Below are 26,114 nucleotides of genomic sequence, written 5' to 3'. Positions count from 1 at the left end.
GGTAGCGCCGACGGTGACGTCAGGCGGCGCGCGCGTCGTCTTTCAGCAGCTTGTAATTGATGCTGTCGAGAAGCGCCTCGAAGCTCGCATCGATGATGTTCGTGGACACGCCGACCGTCGTCCAGCGCTCGCCGGTTTCAGTGTCGTGGCTTTCGACGAGCACGCGCGTCACGGCATCCGTGCCGCCACTCTGCGTTTGCGTCAGGATGCGAACCTTGTAGTCGACGAGTTCGACGTGATCGATGTGCTTCTGGTAGCGGCCGAGATCACTACGTAACGCCTTGTCGAGGGCGTTGACCGGACCGTTGCCCTCGCCGACCGAAACGAGCGGATCGCGTTCGCCAGCGATCGACACCGTTACGACCGCCTGAGCATGCGTGCCGCTGCCGTTCAGCGCCCGGTTGCGTTCGACGGTCACGCGGAATGAGTCGACGGAAAAGAACCGCGGCACGCTGGCGAGCGAACGCCGCGCCAGCAGTTCGAACGAAGCTTCCGCAGCCTCGTAGGAATAGCCCTGATCCTCGCGCGCCTTGATCTCATCGAGCAGCGCCTGCACGCGCGCATCGTCCTTGTCGGACGGCAATCCAAAGCGCTCGAGCGCGGCGGTGAGCGACGACCGACCGCCCTGCTTCGACACCAGGATGCGCCGTTCGTTGCCGACGCTTTCAGGCGGCACGTGCTCGTAGGTTTCGGGCGCCTTGATCAGCGCCGATGCATGAATTCCGGCCTTCGTCGCGAACGCGCTTTCACCGACGTAAGGCGCATGCCGGTCCGGCGCCTCGTTCAGAACTTCGTCGAGCACGCGGCTGGCGTGCGTCAATGTCCGAAGCTTCTCAGGCGTGACGCTGGTCGCGAAGGCATCGGCGAATTCGCTCTTCAACAGCAGCGTCGGAATGATCGAGGTCAGATTGGCGTTGCCACAGCGCTCGCCAAGACCGTTGAGCGTTCCCTGGATCTGTCGGCATCCGGCGCGCACCGCCATCAGCGTATTGGCGACGGCGTTCTCGGTATCGTTGTGCGTATGGATGCCGAGGTTCGCGCCCGGCACGTGCTTTGCGACGTCGCTGACGATGCGCTCGATTTCGTGCGGCAGCGTTCCGCCGTTCGTGTCGCAGAGAACGACCCAGCGCGCGCCCGCGTCAAAGGCGGTTCTCGCAACGGCGAGCGCGTACTCGCGATTGCTTTTGTAGCCGTCGAAAAAATGCTCGCAGTCGATCATCGCCTCGCGCTGCGTCTCGACGACGGCGTGGACCGATTGCTTGACGGAGTCGAGATTTTCTTCCTTCGAGATGCCGAGCGCGACGCGCACCTGATAGTCGGACGACTTCGCGACGAGGCAGATGCTGTCGGCCGCCGACTGCAGAATCGCCTGCAGGCCCGGATCGTTCGACACCGAACGCCCGGCCCGCTTGGTCATTCCGAATGCCGTGAACCGCGCCGACTTCAGGTCCGGCCGCGACGTGAAAAGCTCCGTATCGGTCGCGTTCGCGCCGGGATAGCCGCCCTCGATGTAATCGACGCCGAGATCATCGAGCACGCGCATCAAACGCCGCTTATCCTCGAGCGAAAAATCGACGCCCGTCGTCTGCGCACCGTCGCGCAGCGTCGTGTCGAAAAGATAGAGGCGCTCTTTGCTCATGACGGTTTGGCCGAAGTCTCTGCTTTCGCTTTCGCGTCTTTGAGCGGCTTTATCATGGTCGTGTTCGAAAGCCATTGATCATCGCGCGGCACCGAGTTGCGCTGCACCGCCGCATAACCTCGGCTTTCGAAGAACGGCATCGCCGTATCGCTGGCGTCGACCGTTACGGCTTCGGCGCCGCGTGCTCCGGCGATCTTTTCGAGAGCATCGGCGATCGCGGTCCCGACGCCTTCGCCCGCGAAGTCCGGATGCACATAAAGCATATCAATCGTTTTATTGTCCTTAAGGGACCCGAAGCCGAGGTACTCGCCTTCGACCTGAACGATGAGCGTCAGCGTCCCGCCGAGCCGCGCGCGGAACGCATCCGCATCCGCGGCGCTCGCCGCCCACGCAAGGCGCTGGTCCTCGTCGTAGTCGTCGGCCGTCAACTCTTCGATGCTTTGGGCGAAGAGATCGCGCAAAGCCATCGTATCGGCGGGCAGGAACGGACGAAGCGGAAACTCATTGGACATAGGAAAATCAATCGCACAGGCGGCCGGACGCTCCGGCCTGGAACTTTCTCATTGATTGCGGCACCCGGCCTATCGCCATGAGGCTCACGACGCAACCCCTCCGCAAGCTCAGGGAGAGGCGCAAAATCGTCCGAAGGTGGCTGCCGCGAACGGTTAAAGCTTATGCGCCATGCGTGCGCGCTTCGTTTCCAGATAGCGCTTGTTGAACTTGTTCGGCTTGATGACCAGCGGCAGGCGCTCCGCAACGCGAATGCCGTGCGCTTTCAACGCCTGTTCCTTCGCCGGATTGTTCGACAGCAGCTTGATCTCGGGCATACCGAGATCCTGCAGCACGCGCGCTGCAAGGCTGTAATCGCGACTGTCGATCGGCGCTCCGACCTCGATGTTGGCCTCGACCGTATCGAGACCCTGATCTTGCAGGGCGTAGGCCTGAATTTTCTTGAACAGGCCGATACCGCGACCCTCGTGATACGGCGCGTATACGATGACGCCGAGCGGAACCTCGGTAATGGCTTTCAACGCTGCCTGGAGTTGCTGATAGCAGTCGCAACGCAGCGAATGGAAAATGTCGCCCGTCACGCAGCCGGAGTGAATGCGCACGACCGGGATCGCAGCCGAACCGTTCGCAACGTCCGGATCGCGATGGACGAGAACGACCATCTGCTCCGCGTCCGTTTCGCCCTGGTAGGCATGGGCTTCGAGCGTGATTTCGCGCCCTTGAAATTCGATCGGAAGGATAGTCTCCACCGACCAGTCTGCTGGCAGTTTTACGGACGTCAAGGCACCCGACTTCATCGTTAAATCGCTCCGGGGTTTCCCCCCGAGCATATGCTCCATTGCCCGAGGGAAAGCAAAGCCTGACCGCCGGGTCATCCCGTTTACCGGGAAACCGCCGGTGCTGCCAGACATGGGTTGAAAAGCATAAATGGCGACGGCATCGAATGAAAGCATATCGTCAGGATGCCGCAGGCAAACCCGCAAAAATACGGGTCCAGGCTTAACTTCGCGCAAGCCGGGAGAGTTCGATCTTCGGACAGCGATCCATAACGACGGTGAAACCTGCTGCACGCGCTTCGGCAGCCGCTGCCTCGTTGATCACGCCGAGCTGCATCCAGATGACCGTCGCACCGAGCTTGTCCTTGACCGCGATCGCGTCTCGAACGACCTGTAGCACTTCGCTCGGCGCGCGGAAAATATCGATGACATCGACCGGCGGCGGAACGTCGGCGAGGCGCGCATAAACCTCTTGCCCGTGAATGGTCTTGCCTGCGACGCCGGGATTGACCGGCATCACGGCGTATCCCTCACGAATAAGAAAACTCATCACGCCGTTGCTCGGACGCTCGGGGTTTGCGCTCGCGCCGACGACTGCGAATGTTTTGACGCGCGCAAGAACGGCCCGGATGTCGGCATCGCTCAGCCCGTCGATACTCATGCCGCGCGCTCGGGAAGCGTTGGACGACCATCCCCGTCGAGCGGCATGAAAGGATTGTATGCCACCTCCCAGAGATGACCGTCAGGGTCCGAGAAATATCCGGAGTACCCGCCCCAGAATACTTTCTGACCGGGCTTCAAGAGCTTCGCGCCCGCCGCGACAGCCTCGCTAAGGGTTCGATCAACGTCAGCTTCCGAATTGACGTTGTGCGCCAACGCAAAGCCGGAAAAGCCCGATCCATCCGCCGGAACCGAAGCATCCTCAGCAAGCGCGTCGCGGCCAAAGAGCGCGAGAACGACGCCGCCCGCGTCGAAAAACGTCACACTCGGCTGGCTCGCTGACGAAGCCTTGAACCCCAGCGCCTCATAGAATTTGCGCGAGCGGCCGATATCTCGAACACCGAGGGTAATGAATGTGACCCGTGGTTCCAAGTCAGGCATCCTTCCAATCGGGTGCGCGCTTTTCAATGAAGGCGCAGATTCCTTCGGCGGCATCGAGCTTCATCATGTTCTCGACCATGACTTCGCTGGCAAAGGCGTAGGCATCGCCGAGCGGGATATCGATTTGCCGGTAGAAGGCCGCCTTGCCGATCGCGACCGTCGCCTTCGATTTCGCCGCGATCGCACGCGCCATGCCGATGGCTTCCGCGCGCACGTTTCCGAGCGGCGTCACACGGTTCACGAGGCCATAGTTCACCGCATCGGCAGCCGAGAGCGCTTCTCCGAGCAGCAGCATTTCCATGGCGCGTTTCCGCGGGACGTTGCGCGATAGCGCGACCATCGGCGTCGAACAGAAAAGACCGATGTTGACGCCCGGCGTCGCGAAATCGGCCGCTTCCGACGCGACGGCCAGATCGCACGTGGCAACAAGCTGACACCCGGCGGCCGTGGCGCGGCCTTCGACAGCTGCGATGACCGGCTTCGGACACGCGACGATCGCCAGCATCATGGCCGAGCACGCCTGCATGGTATCGCGGAAGAACGCCAGCCCGCCGTCCGAGTCGGAGCGATGCGCGGTCAGCTCTTTTAGATCGTGGCCCGAGGAAAACACCTTGCCGTTGGCCGCCAGCACGATCGCTGCGACCTTCGGATCGCCGCCCAAGCGCTCGATCTCGCGATGAATGACCGCGATCAGCTCGCGCGACAGGGCATTCCGCGCGTGCGGCCGGTTGAGTGTCAGAAGGGCGACGCCCGCTTCCGCCTCTTCGACGAGCAAAAGCGGGGCAGTATCAGACAGATTATCTTGCATAGCGGATTGTTACCGCCTGACGCATCGCCTCGCAAGCGCGACCGGAGCGCTGCTTACTGCAGCGCCTTCTCAATCTCGGCTTTGTGCGCCTTCACGATCTCGATGTTTTCCTTGTACTCGAGGTTCGGCGTCGTCCCGATGGCTTCCGTCAACTCGTCCAGCAGCTGCTTCTTGTCGGCCTCGGGGATGCTCGAATCCTTCTGCACGTCGTCGCGCTCTTTCTTCAACGCTTCGACGGGATCGACGAAGTTCCCGGTCGCCGAGTCGAGTCCGGCCATCACGATCGAGATGTTCGCCGCGACGTCGTCGAGCTCCGAAAAATCTCCAAATCCGTGCTTTTTCGCGATGCCTTCGAGTTCGGTTTGGAGTGCCGGATCGGGGGAATCCCCCGCCGCCTGGATCTTCGAGGCGATTGCGGCCAGATCCGTTTGCGCGGCGATGAACCGCTTCACCTGATCTTCCGTCAGCTTGATCTGCTTGACGTTGTCCTGCGGAGCGGCGGCGGCGTCCGCATTCGGTGCGGCTCCATCCTGCGTTGCCGCGGCCGGCGGTGCCGGAGTTTCCTGCGCGGTGGCGGCCGCGAGCCCAGCCCAGAGGCCGACCAGAACCACTCCAACACGACCCGTCATTTTGGCCATCGAGACCAGCATCGGCTTTCTCCGCTCTGAAACGCACCCCGACCAATTCCGGCGGGACCATGCTACCCCGACTAAGACAAGATTAAGAAAAGCGATAGGCCGCCAGATGAAATCGCCATAAGAAATCGTAACCCCAGCCAACCTGCGGCACGTGTCGGCCGGTTGGCGCCACCGGCCACACCCTGCTCCGTTGCAAGCCCGACGGCCAGGCCAGGCGCAAAGCCTCGAAAAAATTGAGGCGCGACTTGATGCGGCGGAGCAAATACCGCTCTGCTACGCGACAATATGAGGATCGTCGCCCGGCCCGGATACGCCCAGGGCAGCCAGCCGCAAAGCCGAGCCTTGGATCGACGATTTTTCACGACACGGCGATGCCTCGCGCCGCCGGCAAAGGAGACTGGGACGTGACCGTACCTCACGACGCAACCGCCACGGACGGGCAGACGATCCGCATCACCGCGACTTACACGTTTGAAGCCGCCCATTTCCTGCCCAAGGTCCACGACGGACACAAATGCCGCCGTCTCCACGGCCACAACTATCGCGTCGATGTCTCCGTGGCGGGCGGCCTGGACGAACGCGGCTTCGTCCTCGACTACGCCGAACTCGACGGCATCGTGCAGCCCGTCATCGACGAACTCGACCATCGCTGCCTGAACGACATCCCCGGCCTCGAAAATCCGACCAGCGAAATTCTCGCCCTCTGGCTCCGCAGCCGCATCGCCGCCAAAGCCGGCACCAAACCTATGATCCGCGTCTGGGAAACCCCGAGGTATCTGGTGGAAGTGTCGTGACGAAATCCTATCACCAGCCAACAGGTAATATAATACCACAAGAAGGTATTATATTACCACAAAACATAAGACATTGAAAAAGCGTACATTTTCGCGGCGACTTAAATTCAACTTGCCATCTCGCGCCGAATTCAGTATCACCCGCGCTTTCCGGATAGGCGAAGGCTGACGGCGCGCGCCGCTGTCTCCTGCCATTCATTCCGCCAAGGAGCCTGAAGTCCAATGTCTACCTATGTCGCCAAGCCGGCCACGGTGGAGAAAAAGTGGGTGCTGATCGACGCCGAAGGGCTTGTCGTCGGCCGCCTCGCCGCTCTCATCGCGACGCGCCTTAAAGGCAAGCACAAAGCCATCTACACCCCGCACGTCGATTGCGGCGACAACATCGTCGTCATCAACGCCGAGAAAGTTGTCTTCACCGGCGCCAAGCGCGAAGACAAAGTCTATTACAAGCACACCGGCTATCCGGGCGGGATCAAGGAGCGCACGCCGCGCCAGATCCTGGACAGCAAGCACCCCGAGCGCATCGTCGAGAAGGCCGTCGAGCGCATGCTCGCACGCGGCCCGCTGCATCGTCAGATCATGCGCAATCTGCGCGTCTATAAGGGCAGCGAGCATCCGCACACCGCGCAGAACCCTGAGAAGCTCGATGTTGCGAAACTCAACCGTAAGAATGTGAGGGTCTAAGACAATGACCACCGAAACCAAGACCCTCGCCGATCTCGCGGCCGTCAAGGGCGCAACGCCCGAGGCAGCGCCCGTCCGCACGCAGAAGCTCGACAAGCTCGGCCGCGCCTACGCGACCGGCAAGCGCAAGGACGCCGTCGCCCGCGTCTGGCTGAAGCCGGGCAAAGGCGTGATCACGGTCAACCAGAAAGACTTCAAGGCCTACTTCGCCCGCCCGGTGCTCCAGATGCTGCTGCAGCAGCCGCTGAACATCGCCAACCGCGCGACACAGTACGACATTCGTATTTCGGTCGCAGGTGGCGGACTTTCGGGTCAGGCCGGCGCCGTCCGTCACGGCATCTCGAAAGCTCTGACGTATTACGAGCCGGAACTGCGCGGCGTACTGAAGAAGCAGGGCTTCCTGACGCGCGACAGCCGCACCGTCGAGCGTAAGAAGTACGGCCGGGTCAAGGCCCGCAAGTCGTTCCAGTTCTCGAAGCGCTAAGCCTGGAACAATCGCCAGACACCGAACAGTCCGCCCCTTCGGCGGACTGTTTTTGTTTGTGCTTGTGGCCGCGAAAGGGTTGTCGGCGCGGGGGCGCGATGCCAAATACCGGCCTAGTCCTGCCCTACGGCCTTAGCGACGCGCAGCCGGTTACTCGGAGAACAATATGGATTGGCTGCTGAACGGCCTTCACGAGCTGATATCGACGCTCGTCTTGGACATCGGCTATCTGCTGTCACCTGAATGGTGGCGCACCCACAGCGTTCCGCTGTTCAACATCCTGATGATCGACCTGACGCTCGCCGGCGACAACGCCATCGTCGTCGGCATGGCCGCCTCCCGCGTCCAGCCATCGATGCGGGCCAAGGTCATCTTCTGGGGCATTGCGGGCGCCGTCGTCCTGCGGATCATCTTCTCGAGCATTGCCCAGCAGATGCTGCAGGTGATCGGCCTGACCTTGGCAGGCGGCATCTTGCTTCTGTTCGTTGCCTGGAAGATGTACAAACAGATCGTCGAGTCCGACGCGCACTCTATCGACGAAGTCGAGAAAAGCCTCGCGTCAACCGAAGCTCATCCGAACGAAACGTCGTTCTGGGCGGCCCTCTGGACGATCATCCTCGCTGATCTTTCGATGTCGCTCGACAACGTGCTTGCGGTCGCTGGCGCTGCGGGCGAGTCCACGCTCGTTCTCGTCATTGGCCTTGCGATTGCGATCCTCCTGATGGCCGTAGCATCGACCTATATCGCCAAGCTTTTGGCGCGCTATCCCTGGATCGCCTGGTTCGGTCTGCTTATCATTCTCTACGTCGCGCTCGACATGATCTACCGCGACAGCCACCGCATCGTCTGCGCCCAGTATGGCGTCGGCTGCTCGGAAACGATATGGCAGGGCATCAAGCACAGGCTCGGATTTGGCGGTTGAGATGACGGCAAGTGTTGCTCAGAAAGCGAAGACGGCGACAGTCTTCATCGACGGCGAGGCTGGCACCACCGGCCTCGAAATCCGCGAGCGGCTTGCCGGCATCGACGCCATCACCGTTAAAAGCATCGATCCCGACAAGCGGAAGGACAAGGCGGCGCGCGCCGACATGATGCGCGGCGTCGATCTCGCCGTGCTGTGCCTGCCGGACGACGCTGCGAAAGAAGCCGTGGCGCTGGCCGACACGCTCGGCAAGGACGCGCCGAAAATCGTCGACGCCTCGACGGCGCATCGCGTTGCACCGGGATGGGTGTACGGCTTTGCCGAACTGTCGCCGGCACAGGCCGACGCCATTCGCAATGCAACGCGCGTCGCCAATCCCGGCTGCTACCCGACCGGCGCCATTGCCCTGCTGCGGCCGCTGGTCGATGCCGGGCTCATCCCCTCGGACTATCCGATCACGATCAACGCCGTCTCGGGATACTCGGGCGGCGGACGCAGCATGATCGAAGCTTACGAGGCCGGAAACGCGCCGTCGTTCGAGCTCTACGGTCTCGGCCTCGAGCACAAGCACGTCCCCGAACTGCAGGCGTACACGGGCCTGACGCGCCGGCCGATTTTCGTTCCGAGCGTCGGCAACTATCACAAAGGCATGCTGGTGTCCGTGCCGCTCCACCTCGATACGCTGAGCGGAAATCCAAGCCTCGCGGATATCGAGGCGGTTCTGGCCAAGTATTATAAGTCGGCGGAGCTTGTGAGCGTCGTCACCGGGGCCGCGGGCAAGATCGCGCGCCTTGAAACGGAAGCGCTGAACGACACGGACAAGCTGGAGCTCTTCGTCTTCGGAAAGCCGGAGTTGAAGCAGGCCGTGCTCGTCGCCCGCCTCGACAACCTCGGCAAAGGCGCCGCCGGCGCCGCCGTCCAGAACATCAAACTGATGCTCGGCCTCGCCTAATGGCGTCCCACTTTCCCCTCCCCGCTAGGGCGAGGGGAACATCCCTATTCCCTATTCCTTATTCCCGAACCGCCGCTCGTCGGATTGCGTGCAAATGCACGACCGCCAGCACGAACACGATCGCGCCGCCGAATTGATGCACGACTCCGAGTTCGAGCGGCACATGCGCCAGAAGAGTCATGATACCGAGCGCGACCTGCGCCAACACCGCCAGCGCAAGCAGAACGGCAGTCGTCCGCGCGCGGCTGTCGACCGGCGACCGCATCACCAGCCAGAGTTCCGTCAGTACGATCAACACGACGATGTACGCCATGATGCGGTGATTGAATTGCGACGCGGCGTGACTTTCGAAAAACGTCAGATATGCAGGCGTTGTCCAATAGTCGCTCGGAAACCACTGACCGTTCATCGTCGGCCAGGTGTTGTAGATGAATCCGGCTTTGAGGCCCGCAACGAACGCTCCGAGAACGACCTGCAAAATCACCGCCGCGACGATGATCGCACCCATGCGCCGGATCAGCGGCGTGACGGAACCCGCCGCGCGCCGTGCCGCATCGGGCCATTCTTCAAGCGCCAGCCAAACCAGAAGCCCAAGAATTGCGAACGCCGTCGTGAGATGCAGGGCCAGCCGGTACTGGCTGACATCGACGCGTTCGACGAGACCGGATTTCACCATGTACCAGCCGATGACGCCCTGCACGCCGCCAAGAGCCAGAACGCCGAGGAATTTCGCGCCGCTGCCATGCTTCAGACGCCCGGTCAGCCAAAAGAAGACCAGCGGCACCGCGAAGGCGACGCCTATGATCCGCCCCAGAAAGCGATGGCTCCATTCCCACCAGTAGATCGACTGAAACTCGGCGAGCGACATGCCGTGGTTCATGATGTGATATTGCGGGATCTGCTTGTACTTCTCGAAAGCAGCGAGCCAATCGGCGTGGCTCAACGGCGGAATGGCGCCGAGCAGCGGCTGCCACTCCGTGATCGAAAGGCCGCTCTCGGTCAGACGCGTCGCCCCGCCGACCACGATCATTGCGATAACGAGCGCCGCCACGGCCCAGAGCCAGATGGCGACGGCACGGTTTCCGTCAGAGTGTCGAGCTGAGAATGTGTTTTGCCGATCATCTGCGGCGCGGAGCAACGTCATTGCGGCAAATATCCCTAAACGAATGTCGCCGTGGTGTGTTACGCACTCCCCCGCCCGGAACAATGCGCCTTTGCGGCGCGGTTGCCAGCCGAAATCCGACCGTTTAACTGAGCCAGCATGACCCAGCGCCAGCGCAAACTTCTCGGCACGATCGCCCTAATTCTGCTGATCGCGGTTTACGCCGTGCTGGCTGTCGGCGTCGCCATTGTGCTCCAGGTGCAGAATGCGAGCAAATTGGCGGAGCTGATCTATTATGTGGTCGCCGGCCTGCTCTGGGTTCTGCCGGCCGGTCTTCTCATCTCGTGGATGCAGAAGCCGGATAATTGACCCCGCGCGCAGGGTCGTTGCGGGCGCCACCTTTCACCTGCCGCACCAGCGCTTTCACGCCGTCGCGAAGCGCAAACGGCAAGCCTGAAAGCAGCACCTTCACGTAACGCGCGTCCTGATAATCGCCGTTGAGCGAGAGGCGCGGCAGCGCCGTCATCGCATCCGCGTGAGCCGCTCGGATAAGCCCCTTACGCGTCGTCACCGCCGTCTCGATGCCGAGATCGCGCGCGATCTCGAACTCACGCTCCCCGGCACTTCCCTCATCGCCGTAAGGGTAGCTGAAATGCCGGACGGGCTTGCCGAGCTCCTGCGCGACACGCGCGACGCTGTCGGCGATCTCCCGGCGCGCATCCTCAGGACGGAGCTTGGCCAGCGCGAAATGATTGGTCGTATGCGCGGCGATCGTAACCAGAGGGTCTTGGGCGAGTGCGCGGATTTCGTCCCAGGTCATGATCAGCCCGCGGCAGAGCGCGGACACTTCGAATCCGGCTTTGCTTGCCAAATCGCGCACCACGGCGCGCGCACGCTCTTCAGGAATTTTGCGCAGCCACCAATAGAGTTCGTGGAAGGCTCGGCCCTTTTCGGCATCCGTCGCAAGCGAATAGCTTCGCACGACACCGTCGCAATCGACGTCGACATGCGAGAGACGCCGCAAGGCTTCCTCGAACGCCAGCCACCACAACTCACCATGCCCGTCGGCATAGGCCGTCGGCACATAGATCGTGAACGGCGCGTTGTGGCGCTTGAACACCGGATACGCGAAGTCGCGATTGTCCTTGTAGCCGTCGTCCAGCGTAAAGACCGCGAACGGCTTGCGCTGAGTACCCGCGTCTCGCAAGCGGGCTTTGACATCATCGAGTGAGATGATCTCGAACCCGCTGTCGCGCACCTGACGAATGACGCCATCGAGAAATTCCGGCGTCACCTTCAGAATGCCATTCGGATCGAAACCGCGCCGCGCGCCGGGCATCACCTGATGCAACATGAAGATCACGCCATCGCCGCGCGTGAGCGGTGCCGCGAGCCGATCGGCACCACTGTAATGCAACGCGGACAGCGCCGCCTGCAAAGCCTTGGTCGTACGCCTGGACATCACACAGACCCTGGTGTTGGCAACGCTGGATCAGTTCGGACGGGGAGCTTCGGCAGTCCGCCCAGCCGTCGCGCGCGCGATGCGCTGTTGCACCGGAGAAGAAACCGCGGCACGGCGCTCGAAACGGACGATATCGATGTCGGCGACTTCGAACCCGAGGAACGTATTGGCGGGGTCCTGAACCGCGGACACCTGCGCACGCGGCTCGCTTACGACGATGCCGGTATCGAAACGGCCTTCGATCGTTTCGAAAAGCTCGCGCGCCGCATCGTGGCGTCCGGCAACGACGATGAAGTCGTACGCCTCGTCGAGCGCATCGAGCACGAGATTCAGGTGATCGGAATCGACGGGCGCCGCCGGATGCTCGAGAGCATTGCCGCTGGCGATCGCGTGCGCATCAGAACCTGGCAGACGCTGGATGATCTCGCCGAAGTTCGTTTCGCCCCGCAGCAAATCGTTGATACCGACGCCTGGATTGAGGCCGATGGACGATGCCAGATCCTGGCCGTCCGGATTCCAATCGACGAGAATGACCTGCTCGCCACTCTGCGCCAACGCCTTCACGAGTCCGAGCGCTTCCTTCGACGCGTCGATGTTTTCATTCTCGCCGGTCAGGATCGTGCGATGCCCGCCGCTCTGCGGCCGCTTCTGCATCAGACGCAAGACCAGCGCTCCGATATCAGACGCGCTCGTCGCGATGACAGGCGCTTGCCGTTGCGGCTCATGCGAGGGCGGCGGAGGCGGCGGCGCATACTGCGGCGCGCTGATCTCATCATCGTCCATCTCACGCAGCAGCGGTTCGCGATAAGGCGGGAAATCCGGCTCCCGCTGCAGGCTGAGCGGCTTCGTCCGCTCGCGGGAGATTGCCGCCTGCGAACCGCTTCGCGCACCTTGGAACAGCGCCTTCGTTACGACCCACGCCGTGCCGAGCATCAAAGATGCAAGCGCTATGAGCGCCGACAGCGCACCCTTGCGCGGGAACACCGGAACGCTTTCCGGCTGCGCATTGGAGATGATCTGCGCCGCGACCGGCTGCGCACGAGTGTCCAGTTTCTTGCGGTTCGATTCAAGCTGCGCCTGAATATTGTCGAGTTCCGTCCGCTTGGCCTTGGCCGTCGCTTCGAGCTGCCGCAGCTGCGCCTCTTCCGGGGCATTCGTCACAACGCGGGCTTTGATATCGGCTAGGCTCTGCGCGATGCTGTCTTCGCGCCCCTTCGCAACCGCCGCTTCCTTTTCGAGGCTATCGACGATCTTGGCGATTTCCTTGCCGATCTGAACTTTGAGCCCTGCAAGATCGGCGTTGAGCTGGCGCATGCGCGGATGCCCCGGCAGCAAGGTCGCGGAAAGCTCCGAAATCTGCCGCTCGATGCGCACGCGCTGCTGCACGAGATTCTGAATGAGCGGCGATTTCTGGACGTCCGCCAGCTGATCGGCCGACCCGAGCGTGATCATCTCGCGCGCTGATTTCGCCCGAACGTCCGCTTCGCCGCGCGCCGCCTTGGCCTTCGTCAGCTCGGCCGTCAGCTCGGACATCTGCTGTTCGTTGAGGCCCGTATTCTGCGCGCCGCCACGGAACCCATCGATCTTGCCGCGATAGCGGTCTACGGCCGTTTCAGCGTCCGCGACTTCCGTCGTCAATTTCTGCACCTTGCCTTGCAGCACGGACTGGAGATCGTCGACCTCCGTGACACCGTGCGCGGCGAGCGACGTACGATAGTTTTCGGCAAGAGCATTCGCGATTTTCGCCGCCAGTTCCGGATCGTTCGACGTCACGCGCACGCCGATAAAGCGGCTTTCCTTGGCAGAGTAGACTTCGAGCCGCGCACGCAGCGCATCGAGCACCCGGTCGCGCGTCGTCTCGCCCTTGCGCGGACCGCCGAGCCCCACAGCCCGCATCATTGCATCGAGCCTGTCGACCGGACCCAGCGCATTGTTGAACTCGGGACGATCTTCGAGCTTCAGATCCTTCGCAATCTTCTCGAGCAATTCCTGCGACTGCATCGCGCGGACATGCGTGTTGATCGCTTCCTTGTCCATGCGCGTCGTGATGAGGTCCGGGCCACCCGACGCGTTACGGTCGGCGAACGTGCCGTCGGCACCTTTCGCGATAATCGCCAGTTCCGCTTCGCTCTGATACCGGGGCGCGATCAGCGACAGCACGCCATACGTCAGGCCGCCGAACAGCAACGCCAACGGAATGAGCCACCGCAGGCTTCGTTTGAAGGCGCCAAACACCGACCCGAGGTCGATGTCGTCTGGCGAGGCGTGCACGCGTGACTGCATCACTTTGCTCAAATCAAAGAGTTTCCAACGGTTAAAGTAATCCCCCGGCGCGGTTAGCATCTCCTTAAGCGGATCAAAAAAAGACGTGCCGTTAGGCTTTTTTAACTGCCGCGCACATAATCTCCGGGCGTCAATTCGCATGCGGGAATTCGCGCCAATGTCGCTTCGCCACCTTTTGTTCGCTGCGGCGGCTATGTCGCTGATGCTTGGCGGCTGCGCTTCCGGCATCGGCACTATGATCCAAGCCGAGATCGATGGCCCCGCTGTCGACGGCTATCCCGTGCCTGTGACGACCGCATCGGCGAGCCCCCGCGACTGGGGTCCGGCCGTCGTCGTTCCCGCAGTGATGTCGGAAGCCCTCATCGGGCATGATGGCCCATACCGGCTCGATTCCGGAGACCGCATCCGCGTCTTCGTATATGGCCAGCCGAGCCTCTCGCGCCTTTATATCGTCGACCCCGACGGCAAGATTTCCGTGCCCCTCATCGGCACGATCTCGGCGCGCGGCAAAACGACGACGCAGCTGCAGGGCACCATCCGTTCTCGCCTCGGCTCCGAATACGTGAAGGATCCGCAGGTTTCGGTCGACATCCAGCAGAACCGGCCCTTCTTCATCTTCGGCGAAGTCCGCAACGCCGGACAATATCCCTACGTCTCGGGCATGACCGTCGAAACCGCCGTCGCGATCGGCGGCGGCTACACCGAACGGGCCAGCGATCGCAGCTTCCGCATCTCGCGCAAGGTCGACGGCCTCGTGCAGGAAATCGAAGCCCCAGGCATCGCGCCGATCCGGCCCGGCGACACCGTTTACGTGTTTGAGAGATATTTCTGAGAAGCATCGGACCTTTCCTCGGCCTACCCGGCCGGCAAATCCGACAGGTCCGGAATGCGTATCCTCCACTGTCTTCGCGCTCCCGTCGGCGGGCTGTTCCGCCACGTCCTCGATCTGGCTGAAGAGCAGGCCAAACGCGGACACGACGTCGGCATTCTCGCCGACAGCAACGCCGAGGACAGGCTGACATCGTCGAAGTTCGCGGCCATCGAACCGAAACTGACGCTCGGCATCGCGCGCATTCCGATGCGTCGCCAGCCCGGCCTCGGTGATCTTGCTGCCGTGCGAGCCGTTCGCCGCCATGCTTCGAAGCTCGATCTCGATGTGTTGCATGGCCACGGTGCCAAGGGCGGCGCATACGCACGGTTGGCCGCTCTTTCGATCCGCGACCGATCCATAAAGACGTTCTATACGCCGCACGGCGGCAGCTTGAATTTGAAGCCCGGAGCAGAACAGCGCGTCTTGATGCTGGTCGAGCGCGGCCTCGAGAAAGTCACGACGGGACTGATCTTCGAGAGCGCCTATGCCGCACGCACGTATCGCGCCCGCATTAGCGCCGACGGCGCGCCACAACGCGTCATCCCGAACGGACTTCGACCATCTGATTTCGTGGCTGCGACGCCCGCCAGCAACGCAACCGACGTCCTGTTCGTCGGCGAACTGCGCGATTTGAAAGGCGTCGACGTTCTGCTCGAAGCTCTCGCGGAATTGGACGAGCGCGGCATCACCGCAACGATCGTCGGCTCGGGTCCCGACGAAGCCAAATTCCGAGCCCTGACTTCATCGCTCGGGCTTGACGGCCGCGTCCGTTTTACGGGGGCCTTGCCAATTCGGGACGCTTTCGCGCTCGGGCGCATCATGGTTGTTCCATCGCGGGCCGAGAGCTTCCCTTACGTCGTACTCGAGGCCGCCGCCGCCGAGCTTCCGCTGATCGCAACCAACGTCGGCGGCATCCCGGAGATCGTCGCCGGAACCGATACCGGCCTGATCGCGCCTGGCAATGTCCAGGAATTGGCGCTGGCGCTGACCGCCGCCCTCGACGCACCGGACCTCGCAAAAGCCCGCGCCGCGAGGCTTAAAAGCGCCGTTGCGCAGAAATTCACGGTCGCGGCCATGACCGACGCCGTTCTGGATTTCTACGCCGCGCCGTCTCCGAAGGCCGTGCCCGCAGCCTATTCGGTTCCGGCCCTCCACGACCGACGCGGTTAACGCCGCTTAACCCGCGTGGCATGAAGCCTGCTTCCTCTGCGATCACGTTATCCAAACGGGACGCGCAGCAGCCATGTCATTGACCCTCCAGTTGAAGAATTCGCCGGCCGATCAGATTGCAGACTCCGGAGTCGTCACACGCCCGCTGGCGTTCATGCGCGGCAAGCTGGCCGACAGGGCAGACCATGCGCGCACGCTCTCGCCGGTCCTGGTCAGCGGCAGCATTCGCTGCGCGGAACTTCTGATGTCGACCATCCTTGGGCTCGCAATCGCACATCTCTACGTGAAAGAGACGACCGTTATCGGCGATCCGGCCTACCTCTTTGCGACGACCCTTGTCGGCACCGCAACGATCCTCGTGTTCGGCCTGCTCGATCTCTACAGCCTTCGCGCTCTTTCGGCGTCGATCAAATCTCTGCCCGCCGCGATGCTCGGCTGGACGACCGCATTCGCGACCCTGATCGCCGCGATCTTCTTCTTGAAGATCGGCGAGGAAATTTCCCGCGTCTGGCTCGCCGTCTGGTTCGTCGCAGGCGCCGCCGCCATCATGACCGGCCGCCTCGTCGCAGGATCGTATGTCCGCAACGCCGCGAACTCGGGCCGACTCTATCAGCGCGTCGCAATTTACGGCGCCGGCCCCCTCACCGAGAATTTCATCAAGGACCTCGAAGCCGACAGTCATTCGATCGTCCGCATCGCCGGCATCTACGATGACCGCAAGGATGCCCGCGCTCCACATCAGATCGCAGGCTACCCGCGCGTCGGCGGACTGAACGATCTCATCACCATGAGCCGCACCAAGCAGCTCGACCTCGTCGTCGTGTCGTTGCCGCTCGCCGCCGAAGACCGCCTCTCGAGCGTCGCCGGCCGCCTCTCGGTTCTTCCCGCCGACGTGAAGATGCCGGCGCGCGCCACCGACCTGCGCTTCTCGCCACGGACGTACTCGCACGTAGGATCCGTTGCCATGATCGATCTCTTCGACAAGCCCATCGCAGATTGGGACTACGTCTCGAAATGGCTGTTCGACAAAGTCATCGGCACACTCGCGCTGATCGCGCTGGCGCCGCTGATGCTGCTCGTCGCTCTCGCAGTCAAGCTCGACAGCCGCGGCCCGGTCTTCTTCCGCCAGAAGCGCTATGGCTTCAACAACGAGCTGATCGAAGTCTACAAGTTCCGCTCGATGTACGTCGATGCCTGCGATGCCACGGCCTCCAAGCTCGTGACGAAGAACGATCCGCGCGTCACCCGCGTCGGCGCCTTCCTGCGCAAGTCGAGCCTCGATGAGCTGCCGCAGCTGATCAACGTCGTCAAAGGCAACCTGTCCCTCGTCGGTCCGCGCCCGCACGCGCTTCAGGCGAAGGCCGCCGGCCATCTCTATGACGAAGTGGTCGATGGATATTTCGCGCGCCACAAGGTCAAGCCCGGCATCACCGGTTGGGCGCAGATCAACGGCTGGCGCGGCGAAACCGACACCGAAGAGCAGATCACGAAGCGTATCGAGCACGATCTCTACTACATCGAAAACTGGAGCGTGTTTCTCGATCTCTACATTCTGCTGAAAACGCCGTTCGCCCTGCTCAATACGGAACGCGCCTACTGAGATCCTGCGCGACCGTTACAGCTCCCGACGAAATGGAAATACCGTTCAGATGCCCACGATGACCGCCTCGGCTCCGGCCTTCGAAATTTCCGATCTGCGAGACGGTCATCGCAAAAGCGCCGCGCATCGGATCGCTCTGGCGCTCGTCTGGCTGACGATCGTCGCAAGCTCGATTGTTTTCACCGAGCCCGCACCCGTCGACGCGCTGACGATTGGCTTGATGCTCCTGCTTCCCATCGTCGGTCTGGTCGACGCGCGGCCGATGCTCTGGGCGGGCTTCGCGGTGCTCCTCGCGATCACGGCGAGCGGCGAGATCAGCGCGGCGCTAGCGCGCGACACGGGCATCGCCGTATCGCACATGACGGTTTCGCTCTACCTCGTCGCGGCATGCTTCCTGTTCGCGGCGTTCATCGCCAAAGAGCCTGAGAAGCATACGCGGCTTGTCCTCAATGCCTATGTTCTGACCGGCATTATCGCGGCACTCTGCGGCGTCGCGGGCTATCTCAATCTTTTCCCGGGCGCGTTCGATCTGTTCACGCGCTATGGACGTGCGTCAGGCCCCTTCAAGGATCCGAACGTGTTCGGACCTTTCCTCGTCGCGCCTCTCTTGATGTGCTTGCACGTCTGGCTCAACGCGCCGTGGCGCCGTGGCGTACTGCCGTTGCTCGCCGCCGGTCTGCTCGCCGTCGGTATTCTGTTCAGCTTCTCGCGCGGTGCCTGGGCTGCCGCTGCGATCGCACTTGCGATCTACGGCTACGTTTACATGATCACCGCTCATAGCAACCGCGAGCGTGTGAAGCTCGCAGCCCTCGTGCTGGTTGGCATCGCTGCTTTGGGAATGATCCTGATCGCCGCGCTGCAGTCGGACGCTATTTCCGATCTCCTCGAACAGCGCGCGACACTAACGCAGTCTTACGACGTCGGTCCCGACGGACGCTTCGGCGGACAAGCCAAGGCCATCGGCCTGATCCTCGATAATCCGCTCGGCATCGGATCGGCGAATTTCACGCGCTTCTATCACCACGAGGAAGTGCACAACGTCTACCTCAGCATGTTCCTGAATTCCGGCTGGATCGGCGGACTCCTCTATTTGATCGCGTGCGCGGGAACGCTGATCGTCGGAATGCGCCACGCCTTCAAGACGTCGGCGACGTCGCCGCTGTTTCTCGTCGCGTTCGCGGCGCTTGCCGGAAACATCTGCGAAGGCGTGCTGATCGACAGCGATCACTGGCGGCATTTCTATCTGCTGCTGGCATTGGTCTGGGGCATGATCGCCGCCACTCCGCGCCCCACACGTCCCGCGCGAAGCCTCAAGGAACGCCGTCCGCTTCTGCTGCAAAAGCTGCTGCTCATTCCGCAATCGCGCCGGCAGCCCCGCATCATCGGGACGACGGAAAGCACGGCCACGGTTGGCCCGGATAGAAAATTGGCGGGAAAAATTCCCGGATGGCGCCGCGGGCGCGGTCGGATTATTGCACCAGCATAAGCGCCGATCCGGCGACGCTTCGAAACCATCCTGAACACGTGTCCGGCCTCGCCGGACGCATGTGCATGTCCATATCGGACTATAGTTCTCTGCCTTTCGCCAGCACGTCCGGTCACAAACCTTGACGCAATGAAACCGCTACTCCAAGAAGTTACATTGTTACACTACCTGGCGGAGCATTGATCGATGCCTTTGAGACGCCGCCTCCTCGTTCTCGTCGCACTCGTCTTGGGGGCTTGCCTTCTCGTCGGCGGCGCGCTGACGTACTGGGCCGGACTGCGCAAAATCGAACTCGAAATGTCGTCGGCCATCGCCGTCGGCAGCAGCGCTGTCATGGACGCTCTCAACACGATCCAAGGGAGCAGCGATCCGGAGGCGCAACTTACCCGCATCGTCGGCGCATTCGATGGCGACCGCCACCTCGTCGCTCGCCTCGTCGGCCCCGACGGCGCGCTGAAGTCAGCATCGCGCCTCAAGGCCCCTGTGGATCCGCCTCCCGCCTGGCTCTACGAGCTGCTCGAAGGCAAAATACACAAGCAAACCTTCACGCTGCCCGACACCCTTAAAAATCTCGGAAGCATCACCCTCGAAGCCGATCCCCACAACGAGGTCGGCGAAGTGTGGGAAGACCTGCAGCTGAAGTTTATCATCATCTCCGGCTTCTGCGGCATCGTGCTGGCTCTGATCTATGCGAGCCTCGGGCGCGCGCTCAAGCCGCTCGACGATCTGTCCGTCGCACTGAAGCGCGTCGGAGAAGGCGATTATTCCGCGCACGTTGCCGAACAAGGACCGGAAGATCTCAATCTGATTTATCGCGCCTTCAATCGCATGGCCGATCAGCTGCGGACGTCAGAAGAACAGAACCAGCGCCTCAACGAACAGCTGTCGACCGTGCAGGAAGAAGAGCGCTCCGAGATCGCGCGCGACCTGCACGATGAAATCGGACCGTTTCTTTTTGCGGTCGACGTCGATGCGCAGTCCATTCCGCTCATGCTCGCCCGCAATGCCACTGATGACGTGAACAGCCGGGCAGGCGCAATCCGTCAATCGGTCCAGCATATGCAGGTGCATCTGCGCGGCATCCTCAGCCGTCTGCGCCCGGCGATGCTGATCGACCAGGGCCTCACCCACGCCATCGAGCATCTCGTGGCGTTCTGGCGAACGCGCCGGCCCGCGATCGTTTTTCAGACCGACATCGAGGACGCGCGCTTTCCCGCGCACATCGAAGAAGCGGCGTTTCGCATTTTGCAGGAAGGCACGAGCAACGCCATTCGGCACGGCAAACCGTCGAAAATCGGCCTCAGCGCAAACCGCACTCCGGAAGCTGCGCTGCAGATTGTCATCTCTGACGACGGCTCGGGTATCGCCGCCAGCACCAAGCGCGGCTTCGGTCTCGTTGGCATGCGCGAACGCGTCGCGGCGCTCGACGGCACATTGGAAATCACAACCTCAAAGGAGGAAAAAGGCGTCATGCTGATCGCCAGAATCCCGCTTCCCGCGGAACGCCGCGCAAAAACAAGCGACAACAAACAAGCCACGAGTGCAGCATGAAAATCCTAATCGTCGACGATCATGGAGTCGTACGCGAAGGCCTGAAGAGGCTGTTTGTTGCGCACTTCGATGCACAGGTTCTCGAAGCCGCCGAAATCGAGGAAGGCCTCGCCATCTATGCGCGCGAGCGGCCCGATATCGTCGTGCTCGACCTCAACCTCGAAGGCGCGGGGGGATTGGAATTACTACGGCGCGTCCAATCGTTCGACAGCGGCGCACGCGTCGTCGTCTTCAGCATGCATCACGAGCCGATTTATGCCGTCCGCGCATTGCGCGGCGGCGCGAGGGGGTACGTCAGCAAAAGCGCACCCGTCGAGGAACTCATCGCAGCGATCAAAAAGGTGCGTGGCGGCGAACAGTACATCGATCGAGACCTCGCCTCGCGCATCGCCGTCAGCCAGATTTCGACCGACGACCCGCTGCAATCCCTATCGATCCGCGAAGTCGAAATTCTGCGCATGCTCGGCCAGGGTAAGAGCATGACGGCCATCTCGGAAAGCCTCGGCATCGCCTACAAGACCGTTGCCAACATCTGCACCCAGATGAAGGTGAAGCTCGGCGTCGACCGCACCGCCGACCTCATCCGCCTCGCCATCGAGACCCTGAAAACCTGACAAAAAAAAATCCGGCGCCGGCTTCCCTCTTCGGAATTCAGAAAGGGAGCCGGACGCCGGAATGGTCTGCAATTCAATTCGTTACTTCGTGCCGGCCGTCGCCTTGATATTGTCGAGGCCTGCCGTGAAAATCCCATCGATGACGTCGTGCGCTTCCTTGTTCGTCTTGCCGTTGGCGTCGAATGTCGCCGACCACGCGAAGTTGATCTCGTCTTCGTCGTCATCGTCCGGCGTCAGCGCAAACTGTGCCTGATAATTCTTGACCGGCAACGGGCTTTCCAGAATCTCGTAGCGATAAAAGTTTGGCTTTTCGTCGAGAAGCTTCTCTTTGATCTTGCCGCCGTCCTTCAGCGTGAGAACGCGGATCTTTGCATCGCCTTCCGTGCTTTCCTCGCAATTGGCGACGGCCGGATGCCAGTCCTTCAAGGCGCACCAACCGCCGAACTTCGTCCAAAGCCGCGTGCGCTCTTCGTCCATCTTCTTAGCATCGACTTTGAGTTCGAGCTTCTTGCCGACCGCGATGCTTGCCGCGTTCGCAGCCGAGCCCGCAAACCCACCCGCAAGCGCCACCACGCCCGCCACCGCGAGCCCTTGGAAAAACTTCATTGGTCCACTCCCATTTTTCTATCGGGACGCTCTTACGGGAAAAGCGCCGGGCCGCAGCTTCACAAGCTCGTTACTCCGTGACAAGAAAAACTTGCAAGCTGCGTCGGCTCCGCTGCGATTTCGGGAGCGGATTCCGCCTGAAACGTAAATGACTTCGGATTGCCACCGATGTCACCCTCCATGCATCGGGGAAGCATGGCATGCTCTGTCACCAGCACGCTTGAGGAGGGAAGTTTTCCCGCTTTCGATTTTGAAGGCCGTGACGCCCCTCGAACGCTCGCGGATCTGAATAGGATGATCTCCGCCGCCAAACCGTTTGTGCGCGGCGGCCCGCTCGCTCTGGTGGGCGAGCAGCCCGGCGAGCAGCAAAACTTGCAGGACCATCCGTTCGTGAAAGCTGCCCTACGCGACCTTCGGAACGCCCCGGAGCTCGCCGCTCCAGTGGCAAAGGGGGAAAGCGGAGCGGCCCCGATCTCACCGAAATCGGGGCGCTCCTTCTTCACCACAGCGTTGGGGGCGGTCGCACTGAGGGGGGATGTGCGAGCTGTGGTCGAAGCAATACTGAAGAGGTGCGATCGGGTTTCAATCGCAGTCAAAAAAAGCAGCAGGAGATGGCTGCCTGGAAAGCCGATGGAACTTACCGCTGTTTTATTTGTTCAATTGTAGAGGACGATTGCCGCGAGATTGGAGCCACAATGAAACGCCGCGCATTACATCTTGTTTTGGGATGCTGTTTTGGTATCGCGCTTTCGGCGTCGGCTTATGCCGCTGACGTCAGCGTCGATATCAACAAGATCACCCCCGACGGCGTCGGCGATAAGATCGGCACGGTAGTCATCTCCGAGAAATCCGGCGGCGGACTCCAATTCAAGGTCGACATCACAGGCGTCACGCCGGGCGAGCACGGCTTCCATGTGCACGCGACCGGCGATTGCGCGGCCCAGACTAAGGACGGAAAGCTGCAGGCAGGGCTCGCGGCTGGTCCACACTACGATCCGACATCTTCGAAGAGCCACAAAGGCCCCACCGGTCAAGGACACAAGGGCGACTTGCCGTTCCTCACCGCAACAGACAAGGGCATCAACGTCGTCGTCTCGGCTCCGCATCTGACGCTCGCAGACGTAAGCGGGCGCGCGCTCATGATTCATGAAGGCGGCGACAATTACACCGATCATCCTGAGAACGGCGGCGGCAAAGGGCGAATTGCCTGCGGCGTCGTCCCTAAGAGCTAAGCCCTGATGCGCAATCAAACCCACTCCATGTTGACTGCCATGCTCGCGGGTGCCGCGATGCTCGCGACGGCGTCGTTCAGCTCGGCTCAGACTTCGCCTCCGAAAGCGCCTGATGCGCACAGCCCCGCGCCTGAGCAAAAACCACCGGTCAAAACCGATGAGCCGCTGAGCGAGAAGCTGAATAAAAGCGAAGGCGTTCTGGTGCCGCCCAGCGGCGTCGATCCCAAGATCCACAAGGAGCCGCCTCCCGGAACCGGTGACCGCATGCCCGTGATCGTCCCGCCCGGAGAACCCGGCGGCGACCAGCAAATCCAACCCAAGTAAGTGCGAGCGATCGCGCAGACTTACTTCACGCTCGGCGTGATGGTGGACGTTTCGATCATCACGGGCGATCGCGAGCCGTGGTCGTCCGCCATCTCGACGCTCTTCGGAGCCGCTTCGCGCACGCGCTGCAGAAAACTGTCGAGGCTCGGCCCCCAGATGTCCCAGCCCTGACGATCGTCGGCAATGGCATGGCCGTCGTTGCCGTAAGGTTGGAGAATGTGCTCTTCGACGCTGCCCCCCGCGCTGCTCCACGTCTGCGCCAGATCTTCCGCAAACTTGGGACCAAAGTAGCTGTCGTTCCTCGCATAGAACCAGATTGTCGGCTCTTGCGCATGCGTTGCATACACGCGCGCCGCCGAGAGCAACGCGTCCCTGCCGCAAATCGCGTTCAGCTGTCCATACGCGTGACCGCCACGGCCACCTGCGAAATTCACGATGGCCTGAACTTGCGGCAGATTGCGCGCCGACAGCGCCAGCGACGCCCATCCTCCGGTCGACACACCGACGACGATCGCACCATCGTGCGAAACGAACGGCTGCTCAGTCATGAACTTCACCGCCGCTTCGATATCATCCGCCGCGACGTTGCCTGATGCGTAGTGATCGGGATGCGCGCAATTGCCGATCGCCTCCGCCAACGGACCGCCCGTCGCGCCGTGACCGCGCCGTTGCGGCAGAACCACGACGTAACCGCGATCCACGAACCAGCGTGAGAGATAATAGTAAACCGGCATCGACACAGCGAGCCGCGTCGTTTCATCCGTACCGTGATTGATCACCACCAGCGGCCGCTGCTTGTCTTCGCCGGACGGATCGATCGCAGGACGAAACACCGTCGCGCGCATCGGAAAATTCGCGTCGCCACTCGGCAAAATCCAAAGCTGCTCGCGCATCCGTGCACCCTCGGGGCCGAACGCGCCGAGCATTGGCTCGGACGCGACCGAAGCCGTTGGCGCGACTGCCAACGCAAGCAGACCGACCCACAGCAACGCCAAACCTGTCGCCAGGCCCGGAGCATTCCCCCGCGCACAATTCATTCCGTCAGTGTTCCCCGTGTCCGCGCTTTGCGCAGTGCGCATTGGAACTTGTAGGCACACCGCCGTCAAGCAGCAATTCCCGGCGCGGTTTTGCCAGCGTCTTCAGGCATTTTTACAAGGCAGGATGCCGGATTATCGTACGTACAGACACGAAGTTGCCCGATTTTGTGTCGTCGCCCGTGCACAGAAAAACGTTCGTGCCCGCGCATTCCGCGTTGTTCATGGATGCCGCGCTCGAACTGATCGCGCCGACATTCGCGAAACACGCTCAGAGGCTTCCCGCTGAAGATGCGGAACGAATTGGCGTTCGCGAAGTTAGCTTTGGCAGGTCGGCAAAGGGTTTTTCATTTATGAAAATTGCACAGATTGGGCCGTTGATCGAAAGCGTTCCACCTCGATTTTACGGCGGCACCGAGCGCATTGTGTCTTACCTCACGGAGGAACTCGTCGCGCAAGGCCATGACGTGACCCTTTTCGCCAGCGGCGATTCCATCACTTCAGCAAACCTTATTCCATGCTGTGAGAAGGCGCTCCGCCTCAATCCGGCGGTGCGCGACCCGATCCCCTATTACATGATCATGCTGGACCGCGTGCGCCGCATGGCCTCATCTTTTGACGTTTTGCATTTCCACATCGACCAGTTTCATTTTCCGCTCTTTCGCAGCATCGCCCGCTCAACAGTGACGACACTGCACGGACGCCAGGATTTGCCCGACCTGCAGCAACTGTATCGCGCTTTCCCCGATATGGGCTTGGTCTCGATCTCTGATTCACAGCGCGACCCAATCCCGTTCGCGAACTTTCTTGGCACCGTCTATCACGGTTTGCCGGAGAATTTGCATCGGCCGACGTTTTCGCCGCGCGGCGGTTATCTGGCTTTTCTTGGACGCATCTCTCCCGAAAAACGCCTCGACCGAGCGATCGAGATTGCGCGCGCAGTCGGGTTTCCGTTGAAAATAGCAGCAAAGGTCGACGCCGCCGACATCGATTACTTTGAGGCAAAGATCAAACCTCTGCTCAACGGCAACGGCGTCGAATTCATCGGCGAGATTTCGGATGCGGAAAAAGCCGAATTTCTAGGCGAAGCGTCAGCTCTTCTGTTTCCCATCAATTGGCCGGAACCGTTCGGACTTGTGATGATCGAGGCGATGGCATGCGGGACACCTGTGCTCGCATTCAGGCACGGCGCAGCGCCGGAAGTGATTGATGACGGCGTTACAGGATTCGTCGTCGATGACATCGAAAGTGCTATCGCGACGATCCCGCGCCTGCTGAGCCTTGATCGCAGGCGCATCCGCGAAGCGTTTGAAAACCGCTTCACCGTCGAACGCATGGCCAAAAACTACGGAGCGCTCTATGCTCGCGCCTATACGTCTCACGGGCACATTCCAAAGGTGCATTCCGAGGAGATCGTCGCATCTGCAATGGGCAATGCCGTAAACTAACGCAACGCGTTATCGAGAATGCG

The 26,114-nt window shown here is 61.6% G+C and carries 27 protein-coding genes; 15 read left to right on the top strand and 12 right to left on the bottom strand.

Translation table 11 applies throughout. From position 1 onward, the window contains the following. Positions 1-19: 19 nt before the first annotated feature. The 7 genes from cimA to HDEN_RS06860 form a co-directional block, all read right to left on the bottom strand. A complete protein-coding gene (cimA, locus tag HDEN_RS06890) occupies positions 20-1,639 on the bottom strand; it encodes a citramalate synthase (RefSeq protein WP_013215424.1) in 1,620 nt (539 codons plus the stop codon). Then, positions 1,636-2,151, bottom strand: a complete 516-nt coding sequence (locus HDEN_RS06885; protein WP_013215423.1) for a GNAT family N-acetyltransferase — start codon at positions 2,149-2,151, stop codon at positions 1,636-1,638. Before HDEN_RS06885 ends, cimA begins: the two co-directional genes overlap by 4 nt. Before the next feature lie 153 nt (positions 2,152-2,304). Then, positions 2,305-2,946, bottom strand: coding sequence for a GTP cyclohydrolase II (locus HDEN_RS06880; RefSeq protein ID WP_013215422.1), 642 nt, complete (start codon positions 2,944-2,946; stop codon positions 2,305-2,307). 202 nt (positions 2,947-3,148) lie between these two features. Beyond that, entirely contained in the window at positions 3,149-3,586 is a 438-nt protein-coding gene (locus tag HDEN_RS06875; protein ID WP_013215421.1) for a CoA-binding protein, read from the bottom strand. Then, the gene (locus tag HDEN_RS06870) at positions 3,583-4,026 is read right to left on the bottom strand and encodes a VOC family protein (protein ID WP_041921590.1); all 444 of its coding nucleotides are present in this window, start codon (positions 4,024-4,026) and stop codon (positions 3,583-3,585) included. The genes HDEN_RS06875 and HDEN_RS06870 overlap by 4 nt, the downstream gene beginning before the upstream one ends. Next, complete coding sequence (locus tag HDEN_RS06865) at positions 4,019-4,834, bottom strand: enoyl-CoA hydratase (RefSeq protein WP_013215419.1); 816 nt, start codon at positions 4,832-4,834, stop codon at positions 4,019-4,021. Before HDEN_RS06865 ends, HDEN_RS06870 begins: the two co-directional genes overlap by 8 nt. A gap of 53 nt (positions 4,835-4,887) precedes the next feature. Beyond that, positions 4,888-5,484 carry a hypothetical protein gene (locus HDEN_RS06860; protein ID WP_013215418.1) on the bottom strand — a complete coding sequence of 199 codons (597 nt, stop codon included), beginning with the start codon at positions 5,482-5,484 and terminating at the stop codon, positions 4,888-4,890. Positions 5,485-5,876: 392 nt separating this feature from the next. On the opposite strand from HDEN_RS06860, the gene queD reads away from it, so the two are divergent. From queD to argC, 5 genes are all read left to right on the top strand, one after another. Further along, positions 5,877-6,266, top strand: coding sequence for a 6-carboxytetrahydropterin synthase QueD (queD, locus tag HDEN_RS17740; protein ID WP_150103218.1), 390 nt, complete (start codon positions 5,877-5,879; stop codon positions 6,264-6,266). 222 nt (positions 6,267-6,488) lie between these two features. Next, a complete protein-coding gene (gene rplM / locus HDEN_RS06850) occupies positions 6,489-6,950 on the top strand; it encodes a 50S ribosomal protein L13 (RefSeq protein ID WP_013215416.1) in 462 nt (153 codons plus the stop codon). A gap of 4 nt (positions 6,951-6,954) precedes the next feature. Next, positions 6,955-7,434: a 30S ribosomal protein S9 gene (rpsI, locus tag HDEN_RS06845; protein ID WP_013215415.1), complete on the top strand. Its 480-nt coding sequence runs from the start codon at positions 6,955-6,957 to the stop codon at positions 7,432-7,434. A 166-nt stretch (positions 7,435-7,600) separates the two neighbouring features. Then, entirely contained in the window at positions 7,601-8,356 is a 756-nt protein-coding gene (locus HDEN_RS06840) for a TerC family protein (RefSeq protein WP_013215414.1), read from the top strand. 1 nt (position 8,357) lies between these two features. After that, a complete protein-coding gene (gene argC / locus HDEN_RS06835) occupies positions 8,358-9,308 on the top strand; it encodes an N-acetyl-gamma-glutamyl-phosphate reductase (RefSeq protein WP_013215413.1) in 951 nt (316 codons plus the stop codon). A 58-nt stretch (positions 9,309-9,366) separates the two neighbouring features. On the opposite strand, the gene HDEN_RS06830 is transcribed toward argC, so the two are convergent. Then, entirely contained in the window at positions 9,367-10,452 is a 1,086-nt protein-coding gene (locus tag HDEN_RS06830; protein WP_013215412.1) for a COX15/CtaA family protein, read from the bottom strand. A 117-nt stretch (positions 10,453-10,569) separates the two neighbouring features. Between HDEN_RS06830 and HDEN_RS06825 the strand changes: the two genes are divergently transcribed. Beyond that, on the top strand, positions 10,570-10,779 hold the full coding sequence (locus HDEN_RS06825) for a DUF2842 domain-containing protein (protein WP_013215411.1): 210 nt from the start codon (positions 10,570-10,572) through the stop codon (positions 10,777-10,779). Here the strand turns inward: HDEN_RS06825 and HDEN_RS06820 are convergent. Together HDEN_RS06820 and HDEN_RS06815 are read right to left on the bottom strand one after the other, a co-directional pair. After that, entirely contained in the window at positions 10,748-11,872 is a 1,125-nt protein-coding gene (locus tag HDEN_RS06820) for a polysaccharide deacetylase family protein (protein ID WP_013215410.1), read from the bottom strand. The two genes, HDEN_RS06825 and HDEN_RS06820, sit on opposite strands and share 32 nt — an antisense overlap. 30 nt (positions 11,873-11,902) lie before the next feature. After that, a complete protein-coding gene (locus tag HDEN_RS06815; protein WP_245256785.1) occupies positions 11,903-14,158 on the bottom strand; it encodes a GumC family protein in 2,256 nt (751 codons plus the stop codon). Between the two features lie 154 nt (positions 14,159-14,312). On the opposite strand from HDEN_RS06815, the gene HDEN_RS06810 reads away from it, so the two are divergent. The 6 genes from HDEN_RS06810 to HDEN_RS06785 all read left to right on the top strand — a co-directional run bounded on the left by HDEN_RS06810 (position 14,313) and on the right by HDEN_RS06785 (position 21,447). After that, positions 14,313-14,987 (top strand): polysaccharide biosynthesis/export family protein, encoded by a 675-nt coding sequence (locus HDEN_RS06810; protein WP_013215408.1) that lies wholly within the window; start codon positions 14,313-14,315, stop codon positions 14,985-14,987. A gap of 54 nt (positions 14,988-15,041) precedes the next feature. After that, on the top strand, positions 15,042-16,196 hold the full coding sequence (locus tag HDEN_RS06805; RefSeq protein WP_013215407.1) for a glycosyltransferase family 4 protein: 1,155 nt from the start codon (positions 15,042-15,044) through the stop codon (positions 16,194-16,196). Between the two features lie 73 nt (positions 16,197-16,269). After that, on the top strand, positions 16,270-17,796 hold the full coding sequence (locus HDEN_RS06800) for an undecaprenyl-phosphate glucose phosphotransferase (RefSeq protein ID WP_013215406.1): 1,527 nt from the start codon (positions 16,270-16,272) through the stop codon (positions 17,794-17,796). A gap of 49 nt (positions 17,797-17,845) precedes the next feature. Continuing rightward, positions 17,846-19,282 (top strand): O-antigen ligase family protein, encoded by a 1,437-nt coding sequence (locus HDEN_RS06795; RefSeq protein WP_013215405.1) that lies wholly within the window; start codon positions 17,846-17,848, stop codon positions 19,280-19,282. Between the two features lie 186 nt (positions 19,283-19,468). Then, complete coding sequence (locus HDEN_RS06790; protein WP_013215404.1) at positions 19,469-20,833, top strand: sensor histidine kinase; 1,365 nt, start codon at positions 19,469-19,471, stop codon at positions 20,831-20,833. Further along, on the top strand, positions 20,830-21,447 hold the full coding sequence (locus HDEN_RS06785) for a response regulator (RefSeq protein ID WP_013215403.1): 618 nt from the start codon (positions 20,830-20,832) through the stop codon (positions 21,445-21,447). The genes HDEN_RS06790 and HDEN_RS06785 overlap by 4 nt, the downstream gene beginning before the upstream one ends. Before the next feature lie 81 nt (positions 21,448-21,528). On the opposite strand, the gene HDEN_RS06780 is transcribed toward HDEN_RS06785, so the two are convergent. Further along, entirely contained in the window at positions 21,529-22,053 is a 525-nt protein-coding gene (locus HDEN_RS06780; protein WP_013215402.1) for an SRPBCC family protein, read from the bottom strand. 695 nt (positions 22,054-22,748) lie between these two features. Here HDEN_RS06780 and HDEN_RS06770 point away from each other — a divergent pair. Together HDEN_RS06770 and HDEN_RS06765 are read left to right on the top strand one after the other, a co-directional pair. Next, positions 22,749-23,285 (top strand): superoxide dismutase family protein, encoded by a 537-nt coding sequence (locus HDEN_RS06770; RefSeq protein WP_013215400.1) that lies wholly within the window; start codon positions 22,749-22,751, stop codon positions 23,283-23,285. A 6-nt stretch (positions 23,286-23,291) separates the two neighbouring features. After that, positions 23,292-23,609, top strand: coding sequence for a hypothetical protein (locus HDEN_RS06765; protein WP_013215399.1), 318 nt, complete (start codon positions 23,292-23,294; stop codon positions 23,607-23,609). A 20-nt stretch (positions 23,610-23,629) separates the two neighbouring features. On the opposite strand, the gene HDEN_RS06760 is transcribed toward HDEN_RS06765, so the two are convergent. Continuing rightward, on the bottom strand, positions 23,630-24,646 hold the full coding sequence (locus tag HDEN_RS06760) for a dienelactone hydrolase family protein (protein ID WP_013215398.1): 1,017 nt from the start codon (positions 24,644-24,646) through the stop codon (positions 23,630-23,632). A gap of 350 nt (positions 24,647-24,996) precedes the next feature. On the opposite strand from HDEN_RS06760, the gene HDEN_RS06755 reads away from it, so the two are divergent. Further along, positions 24,997-26,091 carry a glycosyltransferase family 4 protein gene (locus HDEN_RS06755; RefSeq protein ID WP_013215397.1) on the top strand — a complete coding sequence of 365 codons (1,095 nt, stop codon included), beginning with the start codon at positions 24,997-24,999 and terminating at the stop codon, positions 26,089-26,091. The last annotated feature ends 23 nt before the right edge of the window (positions 26,092-26,114 follow it).

This window comes from Hyphomicrobium denitrificans ATCC 51888 (assembly GCF_000143145.1).
Taxonomy (GTDB): Bacteria; Pseudomonadota; Alphaproteobacteria; order Rhizobiales; family Hyphomicrobiaceae; genus Hyphomicrobium_B; species Hyphomicrobium_B denitrificans.
The sequence above is the reverse complement of the archived record's forward strand: the minus strand, read 5'-3'. Positions and strand labels throughout refer to the sequence as shown.

What these genes read in the sequence shown, in the direction of transcription:
- cimA (WP_013215424.1), bottom strand. Translation starts at nt 1,639, where the DNA reads ATGAGCAAAGAGCGCCTCTATCTTTTCGACACGACGCTGCGCGACGGT.
- HDEN_RS06885 (WP_013215423.1), bottom strand. Translation starts at nt 2,151, where the DNA reads ATGTCCAATGAGTTTCCGCTTCGTCCGTTCCTGCCCGCCGATACGATG.
- HDEN_RS06880 (WP_013215422.1), bottom strand. Translation starts at nt 2,946, where the DNA reads ATGAAGTCGGGTGCCTTGACGTCCGTAAAACTGCCAGCAGACTGGTCG.
- HDEN_RS06875 (WP_013215421.1), bottom strand. Translation starts at nt 3,586, where the DNA reads ATGAGTATCGACGGGCTGAGCGATGCCGACATCCGGGCCGTTCTTGCG.
- HDEN_RS06870 (WP_041921590.1), bottom strand. Translation starts at nt 4,026, where the DNA reads ATGCCTGACTTGGAACCACGGGTCACATTCATTACCCTCGGTGTTCGA.
- HDEN_RS06865 (WP_013215419.1), bottom strand. Translation starts at nt 4,834, where the DNA reads ATGCAAGATAATCTGTCTGATACTGCCCCGCTTTTGCTCGTCGAAGAG.
- HDEN_RS06860 (WP_013215418.1), bottom strand. Translation starts at nt 5,484, where the DNA reads ATGCTGGTCTCGATGGCCAAAATGACGGGTCGTGTTGGAGTGGTTCTG.
- rplM (WP_013215416.1), top strand. Translation starts at nt 6,489, where the DNA reads ATGTCTACCTATGTCGCCAAGCCGGCCACGGTGGAGAAAAAGTGGGTG.
- rpsI (WP_013215415.1), top strand. Translation starts at nt 6,955, where the DNA reads ATGACCACCGAAACCAAGACCCTCGCCGATCTCGCGGCCGTCAAGGGC.
- HDEN_RS06840 (WP_013215414.1), top strand. Translation starts at nt 7,601, where the DNA reads ATGGATTGGCTGCTGAACGGCCTTCACGAGCTGATATCGACGCTCGTC.
- argC (WP_013215413.1), top strand. Translation starts at nt 8,358, where the DNA reads ATGACGGCAAGTGTTGCTCAGAAAGCGAAGACGGCGACAGTCTTCATC.
- HDEN_RS06830 (WP_013215412.1), bottom strand. Translation starts at nt 10,452, where the DNA reads ATGACGTTGCTCCGCGCCGCAGATGATCGGCAAAACACATTCTCAGCT.
- HDEN_RS06825 (WP_013215411.1), top strand. Translation starts at nt 10,570, where the DNA reads ATGACCCAGCGCCAGCGCAAACTTCTCGGCACGATCGCCCTAATTCTG.
- HDEN_RS06820 (WP_013215410.1), bottom strand. Translation starts at nt 11,872, where the DNA reads ATGTCCAGGCGTACGACCAAGGCTTTGCAGGCGGCGCTGTCCGCGTTG.
- HDEN_RS06810 (WP_013215408.1), top strand. Translation starts at nt 14,313, where the DNA reads ATGTCGCTTCGCCACCTTTTGTTCGCTGCGGCGGCTATGTCGCTGATG.
- HDEN_RS06805 (WP_013215407.1), top strand. Translation starts at nt 15,042, where the DNA reads ATGCGTATCCTCCACTGTCTTCGCGCTCCCGTCGGCGGGCTGTTCCGC.
- HDEN_RS06800 (WP_013215406.1), top strand. Translation starts at nt 16,270, where the DNA reads ATGTCATTGACCCTCCAGTTGAAGAATTCGCCGGCCGATCAGATTGCA.
- HDEN_RS06795 (WP_013215405.1), top strand. Translation starts at nt 17,846, where the DNA reads ATGCCCACGATGACCGCCTCGGCTCCGGCCTTCGAAATTTCCGATCTG.
- HDEN_RS06790 (WP_013215404.1), top strand. Translation starts at nt 19,469, where the DNA reads ATGCCTTTGAGACGCCGCCTCCTCGTTCTCGTCGCACTCGTCTTGGGG.
- HDEN_RS06785 (WP_013215403.1), top strand. Translation starts at nt 20,830, where the DNA reads ATGAAAATCCTAATCGTCGACGATCATGGAGTCGTACGCGAAGGCCTG.
- HDEN_RS06780 (WP_013215402.1), bottom strand. Translation starts at nt 22,053, where the DNA reads ATGAAGTTTTTCCAAGGGCTCGCGGTGGCGGGCGTGGTGGCGCTTGCG.
- HDEN_RS06770 (WP_013215400.1), top strand. Translation starts at nt 22,749, where the DNA reads ATGAAACGCCGCGCATTACATCTTGTTTTGGGATGCTGTTTTGGTATC.
- HDEN_RS06765 (WP_013215399.1), top strand. Translation starts at nt 23,292, where the DNA reads ATGCGCAATCAAACCCACTCCATGTTGACTGCCATGCTCGCGGGTGCC.
- HDEN_RS06760 (WP_013215398.1), bottom strand. Translation starts at nt 24,646, where the DNA reads ATGAATTGTGCGCGGGGGAATGCTCCGGGCCTGGCGACAGGTTTGGCG.
- HDEN_RS06755 (WP_013215397.1), top strand. Translation starts at nt 24,997, where the DNA reads ATGAAAATTGCACAGATTGGGCCGTTGATCGAAAGCGTTCCACCTCGA.